This is a genomic window from Prosthecobacter sp. (assembly GCF_044373815.1).
GTDB lineage: Bacteria > Verrucomicrobiota > Verrucomicrobiia > Verrucomicrobiales > Verrucomicrobiaceae > Prosthecobacter.
Genome location: NZ_JBIPNG010000011.1, coordinates 17382 through 37758 on the forward strand (window position 1 = coordinate 17382; position 20377 = coordinate 37758).

Genomic DNA, 20377 nt, shown 5'->3' on the forward strand with positions numbered 1-20377 from the left:
AAAAACCAAACACTACTAATGACAACAACAGCAACAGAAATCCCCGCTCATGGGACAAAAACCAAATGGGCAACGTTAGCATTATGCAAATCAAACCAAAGAATACAGTCAGAGAAGACAAGCAAGGAACAGTAAACGCTTTTTGTGAAAGCCCTGAAAACGAATCCAGGGTTTCCACTAGCAGCGATCAAACATACGAAATCGACGCCAAGGAGCTGAAGAGCAAAGTTTCTTTCAGCAAACTCCTTGAGCATGACGGCAAAGAACTGATAGCGACAGCGCATGCCTTTAAATGCATGTGTCCGATTCACAAGGACGACCGGAACCAGTTTTACATTCACTCCAACGACAGCTCGGGCAAATGCTATGGCTGTGAGTGAAAGGGCGATATTTATGCCTACCTGATGGAGAAGCATAAGGTGGATTTCGGGGAGGCCATTCAAATACTGGACCATCTATCCAAAGACATTTTACGTGATGAGGAGGGTGAAGGTCATGGCGATAATTAAGCCAAGCAAGCATCTTGGGGATCCGGTAGCAATACCGGTTGACCCCGACTCTCCAAATGGTCTGCCGCTAATGATCAAAGCTGGTGATTTATTGGCAATGAATATGCCCCTTGCAAAGCCAGTGATTCATGGGCTGCTCAGTGCTGGATCCACAATGGTTTACGGTGGGGCATCAAAAACAAACAAAACCTATGCCTTGATGGACATGGCTCTGAGTGTCGCGACTGGAAAACCATGGTGGGGTTTTAAGACAGAGAAAGGAAAGGTCCTATACATTGACCTGGAGATTCAGCCCAACTACTACCAATCCCGCTTGGAGGACATTAAGGAACGCAAAGATCCCCTGCTGACAAAAGAGGATATGAATGAGGTAGTTGTCTGGAATCTCAGAGGAAAGGCTAAAGACATTTCCGTTTTGATGCCGGAGATGGAAATGAAGCTGAAAGGACAGGAATACAGCCTCATCATAATTGACCCCATCTATAAGATGCTGGGTAATCGTGATGAGAATTCAGCTGGTGACATTAACTCTTTGATGAACGACTTGGATAAGCTGGCTGTTGCTACTGGGGCAGCCATGGTTGTTGGACATCACTTTTCCAAAGGCGGTCAGGCAGGAAAGGAGTCAATGGATAGAATTTCAGGGTCGGGTGTTTTTGCCCGATCCCCTGACACCATCGTAATCATAACACGGCATGAGGTCGACGATGTGTTCACGGTCAATGTCACACTGCGAAACTTTAAACCCATACAGCCCTTCTGCGTGACATGGGAGTTTCCCGTCATGGTGCGCACAGAGAAGTATGACCCTGGAAAGCTCAAGAGGCCGGGTATGAAAGTGGAAACGTATACCGGAGACCAGTTATTGAAGATTCTTGGCGACCAGGAGCTATCGACTGCTGAATGGGCTAAACAGACCTTGAAAAATTACGAGATGAGCAAAAGAACATTCGGGGTTAAAAAGTCGGCACTCGAAGATGAGGGTAAGGTAATAAAGACGGAGAACGGAAAGTGGAAAATCGCTCCTGAACCCAAGTCGATACCTGTTAAGGACATCACACCACCACAAACCGTCCAAGACAAAGAAGTGCAGCAGCAGCAAAAACCCACTGCTGCACTCATCGAACCGAAGCTCACAAAACCAGACAAAGTAGTGCAGCAGCGGCAAAACACCTCTGCTGCATTCATCGAGGTGTAGGATGTAGTGCAGCAGCAACGGTTTTCTTAACCGTTGCTGCAGCAGTGCATACACCCAAAAGACAGAAACCAATAATTTATGCCAACAAAAGACAAATGAACTGCAAATTAAGTTTCGGAGTGCACAAGGGGAAGACGTTTGAGTGGGTCTTCTTCAATGCTCCCTCATACGCCACGTGGCTTTATGAAAAGAAGATTTTAAGTACACGATCCGATTACGATGCCCTTGAGCGTTATTACTTTGACGAGCTTTATCTCAGGGCTTCAAAGCTGGATGGAACATGTGAGATCTGCAAATTCCGGCCGATAACCAGGAAGGCTTTATATTTCCGTAGGGGCAAGTGCATCAGCCATCGGTTTTGTGATACGTGCAAGATCCCAAGATTAAGCAATGGAGATTTCACAAGTCTGTCGATGCTGGATTTTGACTCTTCGACAACTCGCCATCATTTCAAGGTGATTCATTCACTTGCGGAGAAATACACAGGTCCAAAAACTGTCTTCTGTCAGGAGGAGATGGAGGAATTCTTTCGCAAGGACTCCAACTTCAAAGATGCCACGCCAAACTTCTTCAGCGATTGGGAAAAGGAGGTTGAGTCGTAATGATCCAACCTTCCCCCATCCACCATTTCCTCGACCGCATTCTTTTGAGACAGCACGAGCTCAATGGAACCATCAAGCATCCCCGTGTCGATCAACTGGCACTGCTGCTTCTGTCACAACCGATTCAACAGATCAACGACACACTGATCATGGAATATTGGATCGTCACAGCTCAGGGGGCTTTGGGCTTCTTTTCAACGATGGATGAAGCTGTCCTGTTTACCGGCGATCAGCACTTATGAGTGAGATGTGTTTAAATACGGAATATACTTTCTTTAAAAAATGGTATATCGGGAATAGTCAGCTGATCAAGGAACTGAAGCAGGCAGCATCTTTAAGCATTAAGGAGATTTCAGTGCTCATCGTCAAAATGGTCGCTGGTGGCTTTTAAAGCCACCAGACGCGATTTCCGCTACGGTCCCCTCGATAGAGCCAAAGCCGTTAGGAGGCCCTTCCTGTGCATCTGCTAGCAGCTAAGCCTTCGGAGCTGCCTTCTTCACCGCCTCTTTCTTGTCAGCCTTCTTTGACTTCGCCCACCGTTTGCGTTGAGCGGCAGCGATCTTCTCACGCGCTTCTGGAGACATCACACGTTTCGTCTTCTTGGCTTTTGGTGTTTTAGGTTCCTTTGCAGTTTTGGTCGGCCCTGATGAACCTCCAAGGAGTGCAGCGAGTTCGGCATGAAGTGCATCAAGCTTTTCGCTGATGATGACGGCTTTTTTAAGTTGGGCTGTGGTGGGCATAGTGGACGTGAAATGTAGCTGCTGTCTGAGTATCTGCAACAAGCCACAGAGTCAGTTGATCTTGCCAGCGAGGATCTCCTGCCAACCAGAGGACAAAAGATTCATGGGAAAATCAGCGGGAAAGGACTTTTTGATTTGTGAGATCTCCTTTGGATCAGGCACATCACTACGGCTCAAATCGTTGATCACGTGCCAATTCGCGAAGCGTCTGAGGCAGTGGGTGTAGCCAATGTCCGGAAACCATGGGCCGATAGCACTTGTTCCATCCTCGAAGAATGGCTCGCATTCGACTACACAATAATCACCCAAGACCTTCAGATATTCGATCTTCAGCACTATCGGCTTGGGCAATTTCTTCTCCGCGTGTTCCTGGATGATGAAAGCGCGCAAAGCATCACAGATCTCTTTTCTCTCTGTGCTACCCGGTTTTGGCGTGTGGGCGTCTTCAGCACGAACAGGCAGAGCGAGGCATATCAAGACGAGGAGAGTCAGAAGTCGGAGTGTGTTCATTAATTTTTATTGGTGATCGGTTCAGCCCCAAAAATCGCTTCAAATTCAGGGTCGTCCAGGCCTCTCATTCGCAGGGCCTCACTCAACCGCCAAAGGCACACGGTCACCTTGTGAGAGTGCCCGTCCGCGATGCGTTTATCTTCGCTTGGTCTGGCTGGCTCCACTCCAGTGAGACGGTGTCAACTACTGGAGATGTGTCGTTCGGTTGCGCAAAATGACTTGAAGTGCGTGACGATGATGACGACTCGGTGACGCCATCGCCAATGGGAACATCTGGCCCTGTGAAGGCGATGACGAAGACGATTAATCTGATCGCAAGCCGTGATTCGCCCCTTGGCAAGGCAGAGGGTAGGCTTTCTCACTTTCGCAGCCGGAAAAACTGCCTTGGAGCCGTAGGAGTCAGATTTACCCGACGCTGGTAGTCCTGGATTATTTCCGGGTTCAGCACCGGCTGCCAGCTATTCGGCTGCGTGAGATCAGCCGTCGTCTCCAGCGTCCAATCAATGCCATACATCGGCCACGAGAGATTCATCTGCTGCCCGTTCTGTCCCAGAGTCAACACGGGCCGAGGCGGTATATAGAACTGAATGTTGCGGATGCTCAATGAGCCTGATGGCGGCCCACTTGGCGCAATAAATGCAATGACCAAACTCACGTCTTGCGCGCGGTAATCAGAAACTTGGAAAACAGGTGATGACTGCCAGACGCCATCCGCAACATAACGCGCATCCAGCACACACAGGCTGTCTCCTTCCAAGCCTACGGACATGAAATCATCCACACCAGCGCTCATCATCTTGTATTCGAAAGTCATGCCAATAGCTTCAAGTGGTACATGTGTGCTGAGAGATATGTAGGCTGCGCTGGCAGCGTCACCGCTGATGCTTTCAGGTGACGCCAAGTGTTGTGATGCATCCTTGTTCGCACTGACCGCCTGCCGTAGTGAGTTGGGCTGAGGTAAAAGGCTTTGGTTCCCCGAAAATGTGTAAGTGGCATCCCACCATGCATAGTTGTTCGCAGGTGCGGCGTTCACTTGAATTGGCTGGAAATAGGCCGGAGTCGTGGAATCCGGGCTGGAAAGAAACACCGGTGTACCATTGGGTTTAGAGAATGCCTCGACCTGATCAACGATTACATTGGCGGAGTAATTAATGGCACTTATTTCCGCCTTGTGAATCGCATTGCCGGTCGCTGTTAGTCGTCGATACGTCGCATCGGTCACCGCAATCGTTGCATTCCCAATCGCAACCATCGTCTGGCTGGCAAGCGCCGCCGGATAGACCGCCACCCGCCCCATCGACACCAGCGACGCAATCACAGAAGAACTGATAGGAGACAGCTCCAACTCGTTTTGCCCGAGGATGTTTTGGCGGTAGTAGCTCGGTGCTGGCGGTGGTTGTCCTGTGGAATCCCAATTCGACTCGAATGAATTGCGGTGTCCCATCATACTCGAACTCGGACTCTGAATCGTCTTGATATACCATTCATAGGCATAGCCATGACCGATAACAGGATTCAGAACCAGATTCGTTTTGAGCAAAAGAATATTCGCCGCCTCTGATTGCAGGTATCCCACCTCACTGATGTAGTTGTCTATCCAGCGCGAGCGCTTTGGCACGACTTGGATGACGAGATTCTTTGTTTGCGCGGTGAAGTCATCCAGCGCTATGTCACGGGCCATCCCCACGGCAATTGTATCCAAGCCAGCTTGCGCTAATTTAGCCGATGCCGCGATCTCAGCCTCATCAAGCAACGTCATGTGGGTGCGAGATGACGCATAACCCAGGCGTGCGTCACCTGTCGGACGGCTGTCGCCATGCACATAGTCGGCAGCTAGGCAATTGACGCCGCAGCCGAAGCTGTGGCCGATAAAGTGAATCGGCTCGCTGTAGCCCGTTCCCAAAGCGTCCATTAACGCACCTCCCAATGCTGCGCCCTGATCGGGTATCCCCACAGCGACAAAGGCGGGATTCATTGATATGTTGGCGAATGGACCCCAATCCCAAGCAAATACGTTGATGTTACTGGAGTAGGGATTGTTTATGAGCGCTGTCGCCATCCGCTTGATCCAACCCACCCCCTTGCCGTTGGCTTCGTCATCCTGCTCTATTTGAACGCCATCGCGCCAGCCGTGAGTGATCACCACACTGAGCTTGGTGGTGGCGATGTTGATGGGGACGGCCTCGAACTGCTGTGTGCTTGGGTTGAACCATCGCAATTGAGCGCTCACCGCACGATTTGGACGAGTGGAAAGATTAGATGCCAAGGGTAGCGTTACATGATTCAACGGAAGATTGGCAGGTTTGGGAATCGTTGCACCGGAAATAACCGTGATGTCCACACTGCGGCTCGTGGTTTGACTAAAGCTGTTCGTCACGCTTACGGAATAGACTCCAGAATTTGCACTTTGCGCATTCGTGATGGTCAGCGTGGGTGCAATTTTGCCAGCGATATTAACCTCATCTTTACGCCATTGGTAGGTGAACGGTGGGTTAATGTCCGCTTCGACGGACAACACCATGTTTGTGCCAGACCTTGCAATCTGGTCATTGGGCTGATTAACGATGATTGGTGTGCCATCGAAGTAAAAACTCACCGCTGCACTCGTCGTGAAGGTCAGATCTGCGTCATCGAGTTTGTCAAAGTACTGAAAGCTCACCACCTTGCTCTGGATCGTGGTGCCGGCCTCGTCGAGGGAGCTTTCGAACTGGAAGCTGACCACCTTGGAGAAGGTGTCCGGGTCCGTCGCGAATACGCTGCTATCCATTGCCCAGGCGATCAGCAGGGCGGCGGCAGAACGTAAGAACGGAAGGTGCATGGAGGGTTCGTGCAGGCAGCGAAAGCAGAGAGACGTTTCCTCACCGCACGGGCAGCGTGTAGCGCTTCCCGGATTCCGTGATGTAGGCCACATGCTGACTGCTGCCGATGCCTGCAGTGATCTCCACCTGCGCAAAGCGCTCGCCATGTGCCGTCCAACCGGTTTCGGAGATGTTCTTCACCGAGTCACCGCCGGCAGTGGAGGCCGTGCCTGCCACGCCGCTCACACATTTCGCGTAGACGATGCCGCCGCCACGCGGCATCGTCACCGGGATCGTTGCCGTGCTGGCCGTCTGTGTGCCACTGCCGTTCGTCCCTGTGGCGACAATGTCCGCCCCATTCGCCGGACGCACCGTGACCGTGATCGTGGTGTTCATCGGCAGATTCGAGCAGTTCACCACCACATTCATCGGGTTCGTTTGCTGCGCGGGTAAGATCACATCAGGATTCGCCAACACCCCACTCGGGCTCGCTGCCACCGAGACACCACCGATGCTCTGAATGCCGAGCTGCACGTCTTGGCCGGAGGCTGGGATGATGATGGGCTGGAAGCCTTGGGTGTATTGCCCGGTGATGCTGCCGCTAAAATTGTTCTGCAAAGCATCTATTCTTACCCTGCCTTGTCCTGCCGAACTTCCGATTCCACTCGGATAAAGAAATGCAAACATGGATCCACCCGCGCAATTAATGGTGCCGCCACCATTCACAAGGCTAGCAATCAAACGCACACCGCCTCCACTTCCACCTCCACCACCGCGGAAATCATTCGTGCTGCCTCCTCCGATTGACCGAAGCGTTCCATTCACTTCAATCAGGCTCGACGAGGCAATTACTATGGCACCGCCGCCGCCGCCTCCACCGCTCCCGCCATAAGCACCGCCATCAGGATTATTGCAGCCCCCCGAACCGCCTGAGCCGCCAATTAAAGGCATCAAGAAAATGTTTCCACACAAGTCACCTGCTGGAAATTGCTTGTGAGAGCCAGTTAATTGCTGACCAACTGTTCCGAAGGATGCGCTGCCTCCATGTGCGTTGAATCCGGCAACCACCTTTCCGCCTCCAGGTCCTTGTCCTGGAGTGGGTGGTGCTGTCGAGCCAGATTCGCCGTTCCCGCCTCTAAAACCTCCAGGGCCGCCTACAGCTCCAGTCTTCCAAAGTACCCAATTATCGCTGCCGGGGTTTTTTCCAGACAGTTCTACGGTGCCACCAATCACACAATCCCCCTGCACCAGCCAAACCACTGGCGTGTTGTTGGCATTCGGTGTGAAGGTCACCGTGACTCCCGAGGGGATGTTCACCGAAGTGTACTGATAGATGCCGGTCGGGTGATCGGCCATGTCGATGGTGACGTTTTGCGTGGGATTGAAGGCTCCGTCGCTGCCGTTGCTGCCGCTGTTCACCTGCGCCGCAGCGGAGACGATGAAGGCGAAAAGGATCCACAAGCCCAATGCCTCCGAGCGGCAAGAAGTGCGAAGGGTGCATTTCATAAGAAGTATAAGGTAGATCAATGCCAGCTGAACTAGATGCGACACGGCAGATTTTGGAGGTTGGCGGCAGGTTGTCAAACATCCACGCATCCTAAAAATCGGGAGACGCTCAATCCAGCGTCTGCCGGTAGCGCATCACGCCGATGATCAGGGCCACAGGCTCTGCCACTACCAAAATACCGACAGCCTGAATTGTGTCTCTTGCCGGTTGAGCTGATGGTGTGACTGGCTCCGGCTGCTGGTTGTGTTGTCGATCCCGGAGGCGTCAGTGATTGTGCTCCTGCTGGTGGTCGATATGTGGGAGTTGCCGACATCACACGCCCCTTGATACGAGACCCATCCAAGAGGTTGATCTCAATGGGGGTATCAGCGCCAAATGAATGCAGTGCGCACAGAGCCAGGCAGACGTAAAGCAGAATGGATTTCATAGGGGCAGGCGAGGATCGAGTGCGAATCTATGGAATGAACCAAATGAATGCCAGCACAAAGGAGCCTGTTGTTTTTTGCGTTTTCTTAAGAACGTCTGATGAATTCCGTGCGCGAGGGATGGACATATTGCGGATTTGGGCCAAGTCATGCCACCATGATCCTTGAAGCTATGATCCAGCGGCTATTTGCCAGCCTCGCGCACGGGCCATCCATGAATGCCCGCCCTCATCGTTCACGGCAACGCTGTGACTGGATGGAGCTGAGTCTTCTCAAGGGTGTCGAGCCTGCATCTGCGCTCAAAACCCTGCTTGAGAAGCGGCAGATTGAACTTCTGGTCAGAGTTAAAGCTGGTCAAAAAGGTTCAATTCAAACATTTTTGCTTATGGCCAGTCATTTAATTGGAGCCTTGATAATATTTCTTTCTCTTTCTGCTCAAGCCCAAACTGGAGCATCCCCAGGGCTAGCCGAACTTGAGTTGAATGGAGGGTCTTGGCCCCTCGGGGTTAACGCACGTTGGCCCGCCGGTATATCTGAAGAGCAGATGGGAGCCTTAGCCGCTAAAGGTAATGCGAATGCTCAGTATTTAATCGCTCAGCCTTTAATGGCAACGCGGATTGAGGTCATCGTACCAGGTAGCCCAATTGGAGTAGGTGTGAACGCTTCAACACTGGGTAGGCCCGCTGAAACCCGAAGGGTGTACAATAACGTGGCAAACGCGATAGAGGGAACTCGGTTGCTGATCAAAGCTGGACAGCAAAGGCATATCCTTGCGCAAATAGATTTGGGGCACTTATATGAAAGAGAGAATAATCCACAAGAGGCCGTGAAGTGGTATGTTAAAGCGGCTGAGCAGGGCTCAGAGGATGCGATGCAGGCCCTCGGAACAATTTACCGTGATAGTTACTTGTTGATCGATGCTTACATGTGGCACGCCTTAGCGTCGGCTAAATGTGTCCAGCGAAACGGGAACATCAACTTTTACATCGACCAAAAAAACTATTTGATTAGGTGGCTGAAGCCGGAGGAAATAGAAGAAGCGCAAAAGCTTATCGACGATTGGAATCGAGAGCACACTAAATGACTGACCAGCGTAATTTCTAGATCTGCGGTGTTTGATTGTTTTGTTGCACCTGGGTCACCACCGCCACAATGATCTGCGCCGTTAGGCGGAGACTGGTCGGAGCATCTAGAACATTTCGACACGTTCTCGGTCGTTCCGATGAATGGAACAATACTTGAAATCCACCTCTGGAATCCAATGACGGTGTCAAACTCGGTCATGAATTAAAGACCCAGAATTAATCCCGCCGTGGTTTCCCCACTCGATGTACGTGAAGGGAGAAGCCACGCCCATTTTCATACGGTTCCACGGTCGCATGCACCTCCAGCACAGGATAGCGAACGGTGACAGTGCCGTAGCTCCTGTAGGTGTCTGCAAAAAGTTCTGTTTCAACGATCCCAGTGCGGTCTGCGAGGGTCATGAACTTCATGACCTCTCCTGTGACTTGGTGATGCAGCCGTTGTTCGATGACGAGTCCACAGCAAACCACACGCTGGCCGATGAATTCCGGCAAGCGGTTCACTGAGCAGTAGGTATCCCATGCCACGTCCGGGTAAAGATCCAGGGGGTGACCAGAAATAGTGAAGCCAAACAGATCCGTTTCCCATTCCAGCCGTTCTCTGAGGGATGGTTCATTGAGACCTGCTTTAAGCCTTTCAGCAACATTGGGCGGTGGCAATAGCCATCCTTGGTCGCTTTCAGATGGTGAGGATGACATGTATGCCTTCGACTGCCAGAACTGGTGTGTTCGTGGATCGCCAAACACATCACAGGCGCCGGCACGAATGAGATTCTGGATTTCGTCGGAGCTTGGATGTGTCCGGACACAGAAGTCCCGGAGTGACACAAACGGGTCCCTCATAGCCTCCCTCTGGATGGTCTTAGCGGTTTTCTCGCTCAATCCTTTGATACTGCGCACAGGCACCCGTATTTGCCTTCCTTCAGATTCGAATGCGTCTGAGGGATTGTTGACCGTGGGAGACAGAAACGACAGGCCCAAATGGTAGGACTCCAGCGCATAGACCAAGGCTGAATAAAAGCCTTTCCCATTGCTCAGAACCCCAGCCATGAACTCCGCAGGATGATAACGCTTCAACCATGCAGCCTGATATGCCTCGACGCCGTAGGCTGTGCTGTGTGCTTTGCAGAATGCATAACCGTTGAATCCTGCCACCAGATCCCAGACCTCCTCGATCTTTGCTTTGCGGTGACCTCTGGCTAACGAATAAGCCACGAACTCACGCATCAGTTCTTCAATGACGCTGCTTTTCCGCTTCACCAATGCTCTTCGAAGAATGTCTGCTCGACCTGCTGACATCCCTGCAAAAGCTTCACAGATTTGCAGAATGTGCTCCTCGTAAACGACCAGTCCAAAGGTGCTACGCAGACAGCCTTCCAAAGACGGGTGAGGATAATACACAGGTTCGAGACCCTGATACCGGCGCGTGAAGCTGAGCTTTTTGGTTCCGTTTGAAGCTCCAGGTCTTATCACACTCACAATTGCCACCAATCCATCAATCTCCCTGACGTTGGTCATTTTGCACAGTGAGATCATGGCCGGCGATTCGATGTGATGCACCGCCCTAGCTCCTCCACTGGCGATCATTTCCCAGACCTCAGGATCTTCCCAAGGCTCCAACGCCTCCAGATCGACAGCCATGCCACGACAGGAAAGAGCGTTCACTGCATCTCGCATCACCGCCAATCCTCCCTGCGCAAGAATGTCCATTTTGATCAACCCGACCGCTTCAACCGCATCCATGTCCAAATGCGTAGTTGGATAGCCCTTAGAACTGATGAATGTAGGTGTCAGAGAATGGATGGCATCACGAGAGACCACCACACCACAGGGATGCATTTTGGCATAACGCGGAAACCCATCCAGAAACTCAGCCATCTCCAATGCTGTTTTATAGGGCTCTTCCTCCCATGGACTGTCCTGGCATTCCTCACTCTGTTGCACGGCCTCAGACAGGTTCTTTGCGCTGGCATGAGGCACGTTCTCAGTGAGGCGTCGTATTTGATGATCAGCCACGCCCAGGACCTTCGCAATATCAGCCACAGCCGATCTACCACGGAAAGTGTTAAACCCACCAACAATCGCTGCATGCTGGTTGCCATAGCGACGAAAGATCAAGTCAACGACATCATCCTTTTTGTCGTGAGGAAAGTCGATGTCGATGTCAGGCAACTTGTTCAATGCCATCCGCTCACGATTCAAAAATCTGCGGAAATACAGCTCGAATCGAATGGGGCACACACCACTAATGCCAAGGCAGTAGCAAACCAATGAATCTGCAGCACTGCCTCTCGTGATCCAGTCAATGCCTAGGCTTCGGCATTCCTGTAGCAGCTCCCAGACCGCCAAAAAGTATTCCTCGTAACCCACCTCTCCAATGATCCCCAACTCCTCCTCAAGCTGTGCAATATGCTTCGATGCTTTGTCCCGGTAGCGTCGATGCAGTCCCTCCGTCGCCAGTTGATACAGCAAAGCTTTTGGTGAAACCCCGGAGGCTGGAACGAACCGTGGGAACCGCAGGATGTTGAACTCGAAGGAAAAATCACATTGTTCTGCCAGACGAGTGGACGCTGCGATCTGTTCTACGGAAAACATGCCACCCCATTCTCGTGATGACTTTAATCCATAATGGCCTGTCCGCTTCTCAGGATGTTTTTCGTTCAACCGTGTGAGAGTGCGGATGCTTTGGATGATTCCGTATTTGCGTCTGTCTTCGGGTTTTTTATACCGGACTTCTGGCAGGGCATGTGTGGCTGGTGACGCAAATAGCAGACCCTCACGGTGATTTCTCAACGCTTCGTCCGTCAGTTTCTCCATGCTGAGCAAATGACACAAGTTGCCATATCCGATGCCGTTTTGGACGTATGCAAAAGTGGACCCTGATGGCGTTTGCAGATCTGCCGCTATCAATGCCTTGATGCCTGCTGCCTTGGCCGCTTGAAAAAACGCAACAGCTCCATGGAGGTTTGGATCTGTAATTGCCACTGCATTCAGCCCATTCGTCTTTGCCAGTTCGACAACTTCTTCAGGCGAGAGGAGGGAGTCGAGGAAACTGAAATACGATTTGAAGTTGAGTCCCACCAACAACTGCTGCTCGATTTGGCTTGGTGGTGCTGGCTTTGCGATTGTGGTGATTGCTTGTGGCTTTGCCCGGTGCTGAATGACCATCTCAGTGCCACGCATGATCTGCTTGTCCCTTCGAAGCTGGTCAAACACCGGAGCAAGTTGCTGCATTTTAAGCCTCTTCTGTGCATCTGCTTCTAACGGCAGCTCTGAGCGAAACACTGACCCGTAGATGTGGCTCAGCTTCAAGCCAATCAGACGAACGCTCACACGTCTATCCCATGCCTTCTTCAGCAATAACGGCAGGACAGGAAAAATGTCTTCGGCCAAATCTGACGGTTCTTCGAGACTCACACTCCGCGTGACGTCCTGCATGTCATTGTAGCGGAGCTTCAATGTGATGGTGCGATAGCTGCGACGATCCTCACGCACCTTGGCTGTGAGATTGTCCGCCATCTTGTAAAGCTGCGATATCAAGACGGCTTCTTCGGTCACATCGACGCCAAACGTGTGTTGTTCGCCGTAGGATCTTGCAGGCTGCTTCTCCATAACCAGCGGCCGGCAATCAATGCCTTGAGCGTATTCGCGGAGCTGGGAACCATAGCCACCCACGAGCAGAGCCAACATCTCCACGGGTGTCTCAGCGATTTCACGGATAAAAGCCAGTCCTGCTGATTTGAGGGTGCCTGAAAGTTTAGGGCCGACATTGGGAAGCCAGTGATTGGGCAACGGAGCCAGAAATTCTCGCTCATGTCCCAATGGCACCTGTATCAAACTCGCTGGCTTTTTGAGCTTCGATGCCACCTGAGAAACGAGCTTGTTGCTGGCAATGCCTTCCGAGACGGTGATCTTCAATCTCTGCGCGATGGCTTTTCGGATTGTTTGAGCCACTGCCTCCGGAGTGCCTTTGCGCAGTCCAGCCAGATCGAAATATCCTTCATCAATGGAAGTGATTTCGACGTCCGGCGTGAAATCGAAAGCATAGCTGAACATGAATCTGCTGAATCGCTCATATTTTTCGAAATCACCCGGCAGGACGATCAGCTTCGGACACAGCTTCCTTGCCCTTGCTGTTGGCATCGGTGTGTAGATGCCGAGCTTCCTGGCCTCGTAACTGGCGGATGCGATGATTCCTCGTTTTTCACCCCCGACAGCGATAGCCCGTCCTCGCAATGTTGGGTCAGCTGCTTGTTCAACAGAAGCAAAATAAGCGTCTGCGTCGAGGTGGACAATCATGGCGTGTCACCAATCCGCTTATGTCACCTGCCGGAACAAGGCCACCAGCACACCTTGGATGACCAACTCTTGTGCTGGAATGAGGGAAGGGTATGCAGGATTCTCGGCCTTCAGAAAGGGTCTTCCACGCTGCACGATGTAGCGTTTGAGGGTGGAGTCACCGTCAATGAGCGCCGCCACAATATCGCGGTTCTTGGGCTCCTTTTCGAAATCCAGAATGACAACGTCCCCGGTATGGATCCCGGCGTTGATCATGGAATCACCTCTGACTTTCAGAGCAAAAGTCCGCATGCCTTTGGGGATACGAAGGTTCTCAACGTCGAATGAATCAAGCCGGTCAGGCCTGGCAGATTCAGAGACAGGCGCACCCGCTTGAATTGCTCCGAGCACTGAGATGCTTCCCAGGAGTTCGGAGAGTTTTAAGAGTGGATCCATTTTGCTAGACGTGTTCTAATGAACATTGCCCAGCACGAGCCGACTGCAAGCCTAAAGTTTTGGAATGGATAACGGCGAATCTGGACCACAACCATTGAGTGACCACAGTGAGCAAACCCTTCTCCTCCTTCCAAAGTACAGGATCAAAGGAGGATCACTTTTTGGGTTTTGCCTTCTTGAGGGCTTGTGCATTCTCGGCTAGCGCATCATCAAAGAGCACCCTGATGAACTCGGCTTTGTTGGCATAGCCTTTTTGAGCTGCGATCTTTGCCAGGGCAGCGTCTTTGTCGGCACTGATGTAGGCTCCTGCCAGCTTCGTTCCGGGTTGTCTTTGGTTTGGCATTTCGGTAAGGAGGTTGGTGCGCTGACAGGCTAGGCGTTGCGGTCATTCGGATTTCGGCGTGCTCACAATCTTGCGGAGTTCGTCGAGGCACTCTGCATGCGTCTTGCCGAGCGGAAGGAAATCCGAAGCTTTTAGCACGACGGTGCCTTGGGTGTTGATGACAACAAAGTTTGGAATTCCACTCTCGCTGCCAGTATAAAGTTTCCGGAGCTTTGGGAGGTGGGGAGTGTCGTCGTATTCGGCAGTAAACCACGGCATGGCGTGGCTGCTCATGTAGCTGAACATCTCAGCTTTCGATTTGTCCGTTGAAACGAGGACAACCTCCCAGTCCCTTTTGTCTCCGTTCGCAGCGTAAATGCGCTTTAACTCCTCGCAGACTGCCTGGCATGGCCCGCACCAAGATGCGGAGAAGAGCACCACGAGATGTCGCTTGTGGGCCAGAGCGTCCGCCATGCGAATGGCCGAAGTATCAGATTTGTATAGATAGTCGCCAGCCACTTGCTGGAAGTTGGCAAAAGGGATTTTTGCTTCCTGTGGTTTGGCCGGAAGAAGAAAGGCGAAGGATAGGAGAGTGCTGAGGAACAGGCTTTTGGTCATAGGTGCGGTGGTTATTGGGTTAGCGGGTAGCAAGCATCTGCGCGAACGAGGACTCCGAGAACACGCATACGCCCATCTTCTTAAATGCGATGAGCCATTCGTAACGTGGATGCACGTCATCTGGCACCACACTTTCATCATCGGAATAAACTGCGTAGCCAGCCCCAAAACGACCAGCTTTCTTGAGCCTGAAAGTGAGTCTCGGGCTGAGATTTCGCAGTCGGATTGCGAATGGAGGCCGCGAGCATTCCGCCTTCCACTCCATGAATGCCCTCGTTGGCTAAATGGAGCCGAAGCTGCTCGAAGGCATTGACAGCCATTTTGTGAGCAGCCTGCTTGGACACGCCCAACTGCTGTCCGATCTCTTCGTAACTGTGCCCCAAAGAGTATAGGTCAAGCACTTGCTGGGCTCGATCCGTTAGCGTCGGTAAGTGACGGCACAGCACGTCGCGAGCTTCTTGAGCACGAACGTTCTGAATGATATCTTGTGTTAGGTCTGGTCGCGACTGAAGAAAAGAATCGGCATTTTCATCTGCCGCATCAGCCAAGCTGGTTTCGTCGATGAAACGCTGAGCATGACGAACTTCGACCCTGTAAAGGGAATTCAAAGCGTTGCGGATGGCCGTTCCAGCAAAAGGTTCGAACGAACCTTTGTCCGGGTCATAGGCGTAAGCAGCTCGATATAGCGCATCGTATGCGGTCGATGTCACATCCTCCATGCCTGCGCCTGGAATGTTGGAGTAGTTCCTGGCAATCCGCTCGGCCAAGTGCCTGTTGATCTGAAAAATAACCTGGGGATCTGATTTCACGGGATTTAACCTTTTTTAGCCTGGGGAGGTTGACGGTTTTTTGGCGAATCCGTAGGAGCCTCAAACCAACACAACATAACATGAAAACATGCCTTCAACAACCAGCCAGTGGCTACCTGAATGATTTCCATTTTGATGATGCCATAACACAGCGTCAGCACGATCCTGTATTTGGGTGTCTGGAGCTTGGACTGCATGAACGGGCGCTTGATTACCTCACCTCTGATCCCGAAAAGCAAATGGCGTCGGGGAAACTGGAGGCATTGCGGCTGCTGGCGTTGGAGCAAGCGGGCACCTCAAGCGAATATTTAGCGCACCAAGCCGTGCAGAGCAGCCTTGCCTACCCTGACAATCTCCAAATTCTCGATACCGCCTGCATTCACCTCGCATCTTCTGAGCAATACCATCGTCTTTTTCGCTTTTTTAGAAACCACCCGACGCGTGTTCAAGTCCGCCACCATCCTTCTATTCTTCACAACCTAGCAGCCGCAGCGGCTCAGACGGCCCGGTTTAAATCTGGGCTCGCTTACGCATTCAAATCAGCGTTCCAAAACCTGGCGGATCCATCCAACTTGCTGATTGACCTCCAGATGAGGCCTTTATGGGAATATTATGCGACAGCTTCATTTGGATGCCTGACGGAGGCCCGATGGATGTGCTCGCCATCTATGTTTCGCGTTCTTGATCAGTCCATTCAGCGAACAAGCGGCTCTCTTGCGGTTTGTGAGTTCACCTTGCGCCATTGCGTGCCGAGTGAGTTTCATCGCTACCTCCAGCGAGACGTGTCTTCCTATTTCGTGCTTTCGGCCGCCACTCCTCCACATGTTCGCCTTGCTTATCGTTCATGGATGGACGCGCAGCGCACTGCAGGCATACAGGTCTTCAAGGCGGCTGTGAACAACGCGCTGAACTTCCTTCGTTCTGCCAAGCATAACCGGCCAGATCAGCGAGGTTTCTGCTACGAATAAGGCATTGTCTCAGCCTACCACCACAGCAAAGCCTTCAGCGACTGCCGCACCATGGGCGACATCGTCGAAAGGCACATCAAGTTCACGCTGGTTCGCAACATCTCTTGAGAGTCGATGGCTTGGTCAAAAATTGGCACTTGCCACCGACCAGACCACCCCCATCATCCACGGCTATGACGCTGCCAAACATCTTCGAGACTGAAACCAAGCCCGCCAAGTTTTCCGCCGGAGATATCATCTTCTCCAGCGGTGATGAGGGTGATGTCATGTATGTCATCAAAGAAGGCGAAGTGGACCTTCGCCTGGGCGGCCGCACCGTCGAAACTGTGGGCGCTGAGGGATTCTTCGGCGAGATGAGCCTCATCGAGGAAGGTCCGCGCACTGCCACCGCCGTGGCGAAGACCGACTGCACACTCATCCCCATCAACGAGCGGCGCTTCGAATTCATGGTGCATGAGGTGCCCTTCTTCGCCCTCAATGTCATGAGGAGCCTGAGCCGCCGTCTCCGCAACGTGGACGCGAAGAGCCTTTAGTCAGCCCCCCTCACACCCTGTCCCCGCGCCGCAACCACGTCCAACCCGCCCCGGCCTCCCTCAAAAAGTAATTATCCGCCGATCAACTCGGTTGAAAACCAATCATCCTCCGGTTCTTCCTCTTCTCACCTGAGTGCTCCGCCTTCGCCTTCTTCACTATGCTCCACTGGGGGCGTAAGGGAAGCGAAAGGTCACAGTATCTCCACGAGGTGGCTTGGAAGCGATTTTAAGAGTGCCTCCAATGAAATTGGTCTGGTAGTCCATGACTTGCAGGCCGATGCCTTCAGTGGCTTTGGCCTTGGTCTTTTTGATGCCCAAGCCATCGTCTTCAATCTTGAGCACACAGCTCTTTTCACCCAAGTGGCGCAGAGAAATGGTGATCTTGGTGGGTTTGCCGTGACGAATCGCATTCTTCGCAGCCTCTTGTGCAATGCGGTAACCCAAACGAGACCTCAAAGCACCAGCTGATTTATGGTAAACTATTTGCTAAGGTAGTCTCAGCTCTTCGGGCTACATCCACGTCCAACTCGACCAGGCTCCCTCAAAAAGCAATTTCCTAGCAGACTGACCTACCCGCATGAGAGCCAAACTGAAATCACTGGAGAAGGAACTCGAAATCGTCCTCGAGGACTTCAACCAGATCGGACGCAGCCCCGATGCATCCATCCGGCTGGTGGACGGGGGTGTTTCGCGCCAGCATGCCACCATCCGCCGTGACGGGCAGCTTTTCTGGGTTTCGGACCTCGGCAGTGCCAACGGCAGTTTTATCAACGACGTTGCCGTCTCCACTGCCCGTGCTCTGCGCCATGGCGACCGCGTGCAGTTTGGCACGAGCAATTTCATTTTCGACAGTCAGGAAGAAGAACGCCCGCCAAGCGAATTCGGCGACAACAGCACACAGTCGCTTAACACCGTTGCGCTACCCATGAAAACCGTCCGGGCCACGCTGCTCGTCGGTGACCTCCGCAATTTTACCGCCCTTTCCGCCCAACTCAGTCCTGAGGAGGTTGCTGCAATGCTGCGCGAATGGTATGCGCAATGCGAGGACGTTCTCAAGTCACGAGATGCCATCATCGACAAGTTCATCGGAGACGGTGTCTTTGCCTACTGGCCCGGCGACGACCCATCCACTCGAAAAAAGGCCACCGAAGCCGCTAAGCTGCTCAGCGGCCCCGAAGCCCACGAGTCCCCAAAACGCAAATGGCTGCGGGACAACATGAACCTCGAGGTTCACTGCCATATTGGCTTGAACATCGGTGATGTCGCTCTGGGCACTATGGGCCGGGGAAATACCACGGCAGTCGGCGAAGCCGTAAACGTGACCTTCCGCATCGAGAGTCTGACCCGCAAGCTACAGGTGCCCGTGCTTGCCGGCGCCCCCTTCTTAAAGGACTGGCAGGAGGGCCACCATCTTTACCAGAATGTCGGCATCCACCCCGTCAAGGGACAGCCCGATCCGGTTGAGGTATATTCTCTGATTGATGTGCCAACGATGGCGATCTGATCTGCATCTAGGTACCGCGACATTTCCTCGCAATTCATGCGCTGGACAGGCCCCCTCACACCCCGTCCCCGCGCTCCGCCCATGGCCAACTAGCCCCGGCACCCGAAAAAGCAATTTCCTAGCAGCCGCATCCGCGACAGAGTGCTCACTTTGCTGGCGGTGGCTGGACGCCAGAGGTGATCACTTCCCTTCCTCGGGAAACAGCAACCAGCGGTCTGCCAGCAAATCGGTGATCTTCACGCAATGATCCGACTGCGCGTTGTTTGGAAAGGCCAGCCGCACGGTGACAAGGGCCTTGGACCCCGGCAGTTTCAGGGCGGGCATGGTCGTACCATCCGGCAGCTTGTGAGGCAGCGGCACACCGATGAGGTTGGCCAGCGCGATGCCGAGCATGCTCTTGCGCTCCACATAGCCGGTCACATTTTGCAGGCGGTCCGGGCTGTGCAGTTTCACGGCCAGCCAACGCCAATTTTCGTTGAACTCGTAGTTGTAGTAGCTGCTCTCGCTGGCGACGACGCGCATGAGCACCGGAAGCTGAGAGCGCTGCTCTTTGAATTCGGGCCACGTTTTGTCGCCCCAGGCAGACCAGGACTCCCAGTCCAGCAGCAGCTTGCCTGAACGCGTGCGGTGAAAGTTGGCACGCATTCCGACAGCAGGCTGGGTGGTGCTGGCAAATTGAAGATGGAGCACCTTGGAGGTGCCGGCGGTGATTAACCCTGCAGCGAGCAGAGCATCATGCTCAGGATCTTTCAGCCCGCGCTTCTCATACTGCACCTGCATCAGTGGTTTGACGCGTTCCGGTTCAAAGATGTATGGCAGGCGCTCACGCCAAGTTGCGGCCTGCACGTACTTTGCCAGCACAAACTGCGCCTCGGCCACCTGCGGCCCCCTCAGCGGCAGCGTTTCAAAAGACATTGCCACTTTGCTGCTGGCCGAATCATAGAGCGGGCCGCCAGGCCTGCCCTGCTTGGCCGCCTCCACTTTCACCATCTGCGCCAGCGTGACCTGAATCTGTTTGGGTGGCTCGGGAGCGGGGACGGAAGTGGATAGAATGGTGCTGAAGGCGGGGATGACCTTTTTTGGAGGGGCGATCTCCGTCATTGGCTTGGCCTGCGGTCCCTGAAACAGGCGATAGCCAAAGTAACCGGCGGCTGCCAGAACTCCGATCAGGCCAAGGCTGTAGAGCACCAGCATGAAGGTCGCTTTCACCAGCCGCTTGTCCTTTACAGGCTTGGCGGCAGATGGTTTGACGGAAGGTTTGCTCATGAAAAGCCTGGGGGAACGGAGTTATTGCGGCCAGAAAGACACTCCATCAATCCATAATGCGCAGCCCCTGCCAAGTCATCTTTTTGCACTGCCCTCTAAAATCAGGACTGCCGCTGCGGTCTTTGCAATCAAAACGACAGGTTCACATGACTCGATAATGAGCGGCTGAATGTGCCTATTCTCTTACCCTACGCCATGCCCCTTATTGGATCAGGGTTACCCCAATCAAGTGCCTATTGTTTCATGCGGCTG

Annotated in this window: 18 protein-coding genes; 7 read left to right on the forward strand and 11 right to left on the reverse strand. The window is 52.9% G+C overall.

Going from position 1 to position 20377, the window contains the following annotated elements; translation table 11 throughout:
* The first annotated feature begins 83 nt into the window (after positions 1 to 83).
* The 3 genes from ACIREA_RS02020 (at position 84) to ACIREA_RS02030 (ending at position 2551) form a co-directional block, all read left to right on the forward strand.
* On the forward strand, positions 84 to 380 hold the full coding sequence (locus tag ACIREA_RS02020; protein WP_397380034.1) for a hypothetical protein: 297 nt from the start codon (positions 84 to 86) through the stop codon (positions 378 to 380).
* A 115-nt stretch (positions 381 to 495) separates the two neighbouring features.
* Positions 496 to 1707: an AAA family ATPase gene (locus ACIREA_RS02025; RefSeq protein ID WP_397380036.1), complete on the forward strand. Its 1212-nt coding sequence runs from the start codon at positions 496 to 498 to the stop codon at positions 1705 to 1707.
* A 601-nt stretch (positions 1708 to 2308) separates the two neighbouring features.
* The gene (locus ACIREA_RS02030; RefSeq protein ID WP_397380038.1) at positions 2309 to 2551 is read left to right on the forward strand and encodes a hypothetical protein; all 243 of its coding nucleotides are present in this window, start codon (positions 2309 to 2311) and stop codon (positions 2549 to 2551) included.
* A gap of 231 nt (positions 2552 to 2782) precedes the next feature.
* Here the strand turns inward: ACIREA_RS02030 and ACIREA_RS02035 are convergent, their stop codons facing one another.
* From ACIREA_RS02035 to ACIREA_RS02050, 4 genes are all read right to left on the reverse strand, one after another.
* Positions 2783 to 3091: a hypothetical protein gene (locus ACIREA_RS02035; RefSeq protein ID WP_397380040.1), complete on the reverse strand. Its 309-nt coding sequence runs from the start codon at positions 3089 to 3091 to the stop codon at positions 2783 to 2785.
* Positions 3092 to 3100: 9 nt separating this feature from the next.
* Complete coding sequence (locus tag ACIREA_RS02040; protein ID WP_397380042.1) at positions 3101 to 3559, reverse strand: hypothetical protein; 459 nt, start codon at positions 3557 to 3559, stop codon at positions 3101 to 3103.
* A 358-nt stretch (positions 3560 to 3917) separates the two neighbouring features.
* On the reverse strand, positions 3918 to 6377 hold the full coding sequence (locus ACIREA_RS02045; protein ID WP_397380044.1) for an immunoglobulin domain-containing protein: 2460 nt from the start codon (positions 6375 to 6377) through the stop codon (positions 3918 to 3920).
* Between the two features lie 40 nt (positions 6378 to 6417).
* Positions 6418 to 6975, reverse strand: coding sequence for a hypothetical protein (locus ACIREA_RS02050; RefSeq protein ID WP_397380046.1), 558 nt, complete (start codon positions 6973 to 6975; stop codon positions 6418 to 6420).
* Between the two features lie 1471 nt (positions 6976 to 8446).
* Here ACIREA_RS02050 and ACIREA_RS02055 point away from each other — a divergent pair.
* The gene (locus ACIREA_RS02055) at positions 8447 to 9373 is read left to right on the forward strand and encodes a hypothetical protein (protein ID WP_397380048.1); all 927 of its coding nucleotides are present in this window, start codon (positions 8447 to 8449) and stop codon (positions 9371 to 9373) included.
* A gap of 217 nt (positions 9374 to 9590) precedes the next feature.
* On the opposite strand, the gene dnaE is transcribed toward ACIREA_RS02055, so the two are convergent.
* The 5 genes from dnaE to ACIREA_RS02080 all read right to left on the reverse strand — a co-directional run bounded on the left by dnaE (position 9591) and on the right by ACIREA_RS02080 (position 15854).
* On the reverse strand, positions 9591 to 13670 hold the full coding sequence (dnaE, locus tag ACIREA_RS02060; protein ID WP_397380050.1) for a DNA polymerase III subunit alpha: 4080 nt from the start codon (positions 13668 to 13670) through the stop codon (positions 9591 to 9593).
* A gap of 18 nt (positions 13671 to 13688) precedes the next feature.
* Complete coding sequence (locus ACIREA_RS02065; RefSeq protein WP_397380052.1) at positions 13689 to 14105, reverse strand: LexA family protein; 417 nt, start codon at positions 14103 to 14105, stop codon at positions 13689 to 13691.
* 154 nt (positions 14106 to 14259) lie between these two features.
* On the reverse strand, positions 14260 to 14448 hold the full coding sequence (locus tag ACIREA_RS02070) for a hypothetical protein (protein WP_397380054.1): 189 nt from the start codon (positions 14446 to 14448) through the stop codon (positions 14260 to 14262).
* A gap of 42 nt (positions 14449 to 14490) precedes the next feature.
* Positions 14491 to 15045 carry a thioredoxin-like domain-containing protein gene (locus ACIREA_RS02075; RefSeq protein ID WP_397380056.1) on the reverse strand — a complete coding sequence of 185 codons (555 nt, stop codon included), beginning with the start codon at positions 15043 to 15045 and terminating at the stop codon, positions 14491 to 14493.
* 137 nt (positions 15046 to 15182) lie between these two features.
* Positions 15183 to 15854, reverse strand: a complete 672-nt coding sequence (locus ACIREA_RS02080; RefSeq protein ID WP_397380058.1) for a sigma-70 family RNA polymerase sigma factor — start codon at positions 15852 to 15854, stop codon at positions 15183 to 15185.
* Between the two features lie 80 nt (positions 15855 to 15934).
* Between ACIREA_RS02080 and ACIREA_RS02085 the strand changes: the two genes are divergently transcribed.
* Together ACIREA_RS02085 and ACIREA_RS02090 are read left to right on the forward strand one after the other, a co-directional pair.
* On the forward strand, positions 15935 to 16822 hold the full coding sequence (locus ACIREA_RS02085) for a hypothetical protein (RefSeq protein WP_397380060.1): 888 nt from the start codon (positions 15935 to 15937) through the stop codon (positions 16820 to 16822).
* 173 nt (positions 16823 to 16995) lie between these two features.
* Positions 16996 to 17355: a cyclic nucleotide-binding domain-containing protein gene (locus ACIREA_RS02090; RefSeq protein ID WP_397380062.1), complete on the forward strand. Its 360-nt coding sequence runs from the start codon at positions 16996 to 16998 to the stop codon at positions 17353 to 17355.
* A gap of 156 nt (positions 17356 to 17511) precedes the next feature.
* Here the strand turns inward: ACIREA_RS02090 and ACIREA_RS02095 are convergent, their stop codons facing one another.
* Positions 17512 to 17799, reverse strand: a complete 288-nt coding sequence (locus ACIREA_RS02095) for a sensor histidine kinase (RefSeq protein ID WP_397380064.1) — start codon at positions 17797 to 17799, stop codon at positions 17512 to 17514.
* Positions 17800 to 17932: 133 nt separating this feature from the next.
* On the opposite strand from ACIREA_RS02095, the gene ACIREA_RS02100 reads away from it, so the two are divergent.
* Positions 17933 to 18859 carry an FHA domain-containing protein gene (locus ACIREA_RS02100; RefSeq protein WP_397380065.1) on the forward strand — a complete coding sequence of 309 codons (927 nt, stop codon included), beginning with the start codon at positions 17933 to 17935 and terminating at the stop codon, positions 18857 to 18859.
* 180 nt (positions 18860 to 19039) lie between these two features.
* Here the strand turns inward: ACIREA_RS02100 and ACIREA_RS02105 are convergent, their stop codons facing one another.
* Positions 19040 to 20125, reverse strand: coding sequence for a hypothetical protein (locus ACIREA_RS02105; protein WP_397380067.1), 1086 nt, complete (start codon positions 20123 to 20125; stop codon positions 19040 to 19042).
* Positions 20126 to 20377: the final 252 nt, after the last annotated feature.

Bases quoted from the DNA above. Each gene is read 5' to 3' on its own strand.
- ACIREA_RS02020 (WP_397380034.1), top strand. From the start codon at position 84: ATGCAAATCAAACCAAAGAATACAGTCAGAGAAGACAAGCAAGGAACA.
- ACIREA_RS02025 (WP_397380036.1), top strand. From the start codon at position 496: ATGGCGATAATTAAGCCAAGCAAGCATCTTGGGGATCCGGTAGCAATA.
- ACIREA_RS02030 (WP_397380038.1), top strand. From the start codon at position 2,309: ATGATCCAACCTTCCCCCATCCACCATTTCCTCGACCGCATTCTTTTG.
- ACIREA_RS02040 (WP_397380042.1), bottom strand. From the start codon at position 3,559: ATGAACACACTCCGACTTCTGACTCTCCTCGTCTTGATATGCCTCGCT.
- ACIREA_RS02045 (WP_397380044.1), bottom strand. From the start codon at position 6,377: ATGCACCTTCCGTTCTTACGTTCTGCCGCCGCCCTGCTGATCGCCTGG.
- ACIREA_RS02055 (WP_397380048.1), top strand. From the start codon at position 8,447: ATGATCCTTGAAGCTATGATCCAGCGGCTATTTGCCAGCCTCGCGCAC.
- dnaE (WP_397380050.1), bottom strand. From the start codon at position 13,670: ATGATTGTCCACCTCGACGCAGACGCTTATTTTGCTTCTGTTGAACAA.
- ACIREA_RS02065 (WP_397380052.1), bottom strand. From the start codon at position 14,105: ATGGATCCACTCTTAAAACTCTCCGAACTCCTGGGAAGCATCTCAGTG.
- ACIREA_RS02070 (WP_397380054.1), bottom strand. From the start codon at position 14,448: ATGCCAAACCAAAGACAACCCGGAACGAAGCTGGCAGGAGCCTACATC.
- ACIREA_RS02075 (WP_397380056.1), bottom strand. From the start codon at position 15,045: ATGACCAAAAGCCTGTTCCTCAGCACTCTCCTATCCTTCGCCTTTCTT.
- ACIREA_RS02085 (WP_397380060.1), top strand. From the start codon at position 15,935: ATGAAAACATGCCTTCAACAACCAGCCAGTGGCTACCTGAATGATTTC.
- ACIREA_RS02090 (WP_397380062.1), top strand. From the start codon at position 16,996: ATGACGCTGCCAAACATCTTCGAGACTGAAACCAAGCCCGCCAAGTTT.
- ACIREA_RS02100 (WP_397380065.1), top strand. From the start codon at position 17,933: ATGAGAGCCAAACTGAAATCACTGGAGAAGGAACTCGAAATCGTCCTC.
- ACIREA_RS02105 (WP_397380067.1), bottom strand. From the start codon at position 20,125: ATGAGCAAACCTTCCGTCAAACCATCTGCCGCCAAGCCTGTAAAGGAC.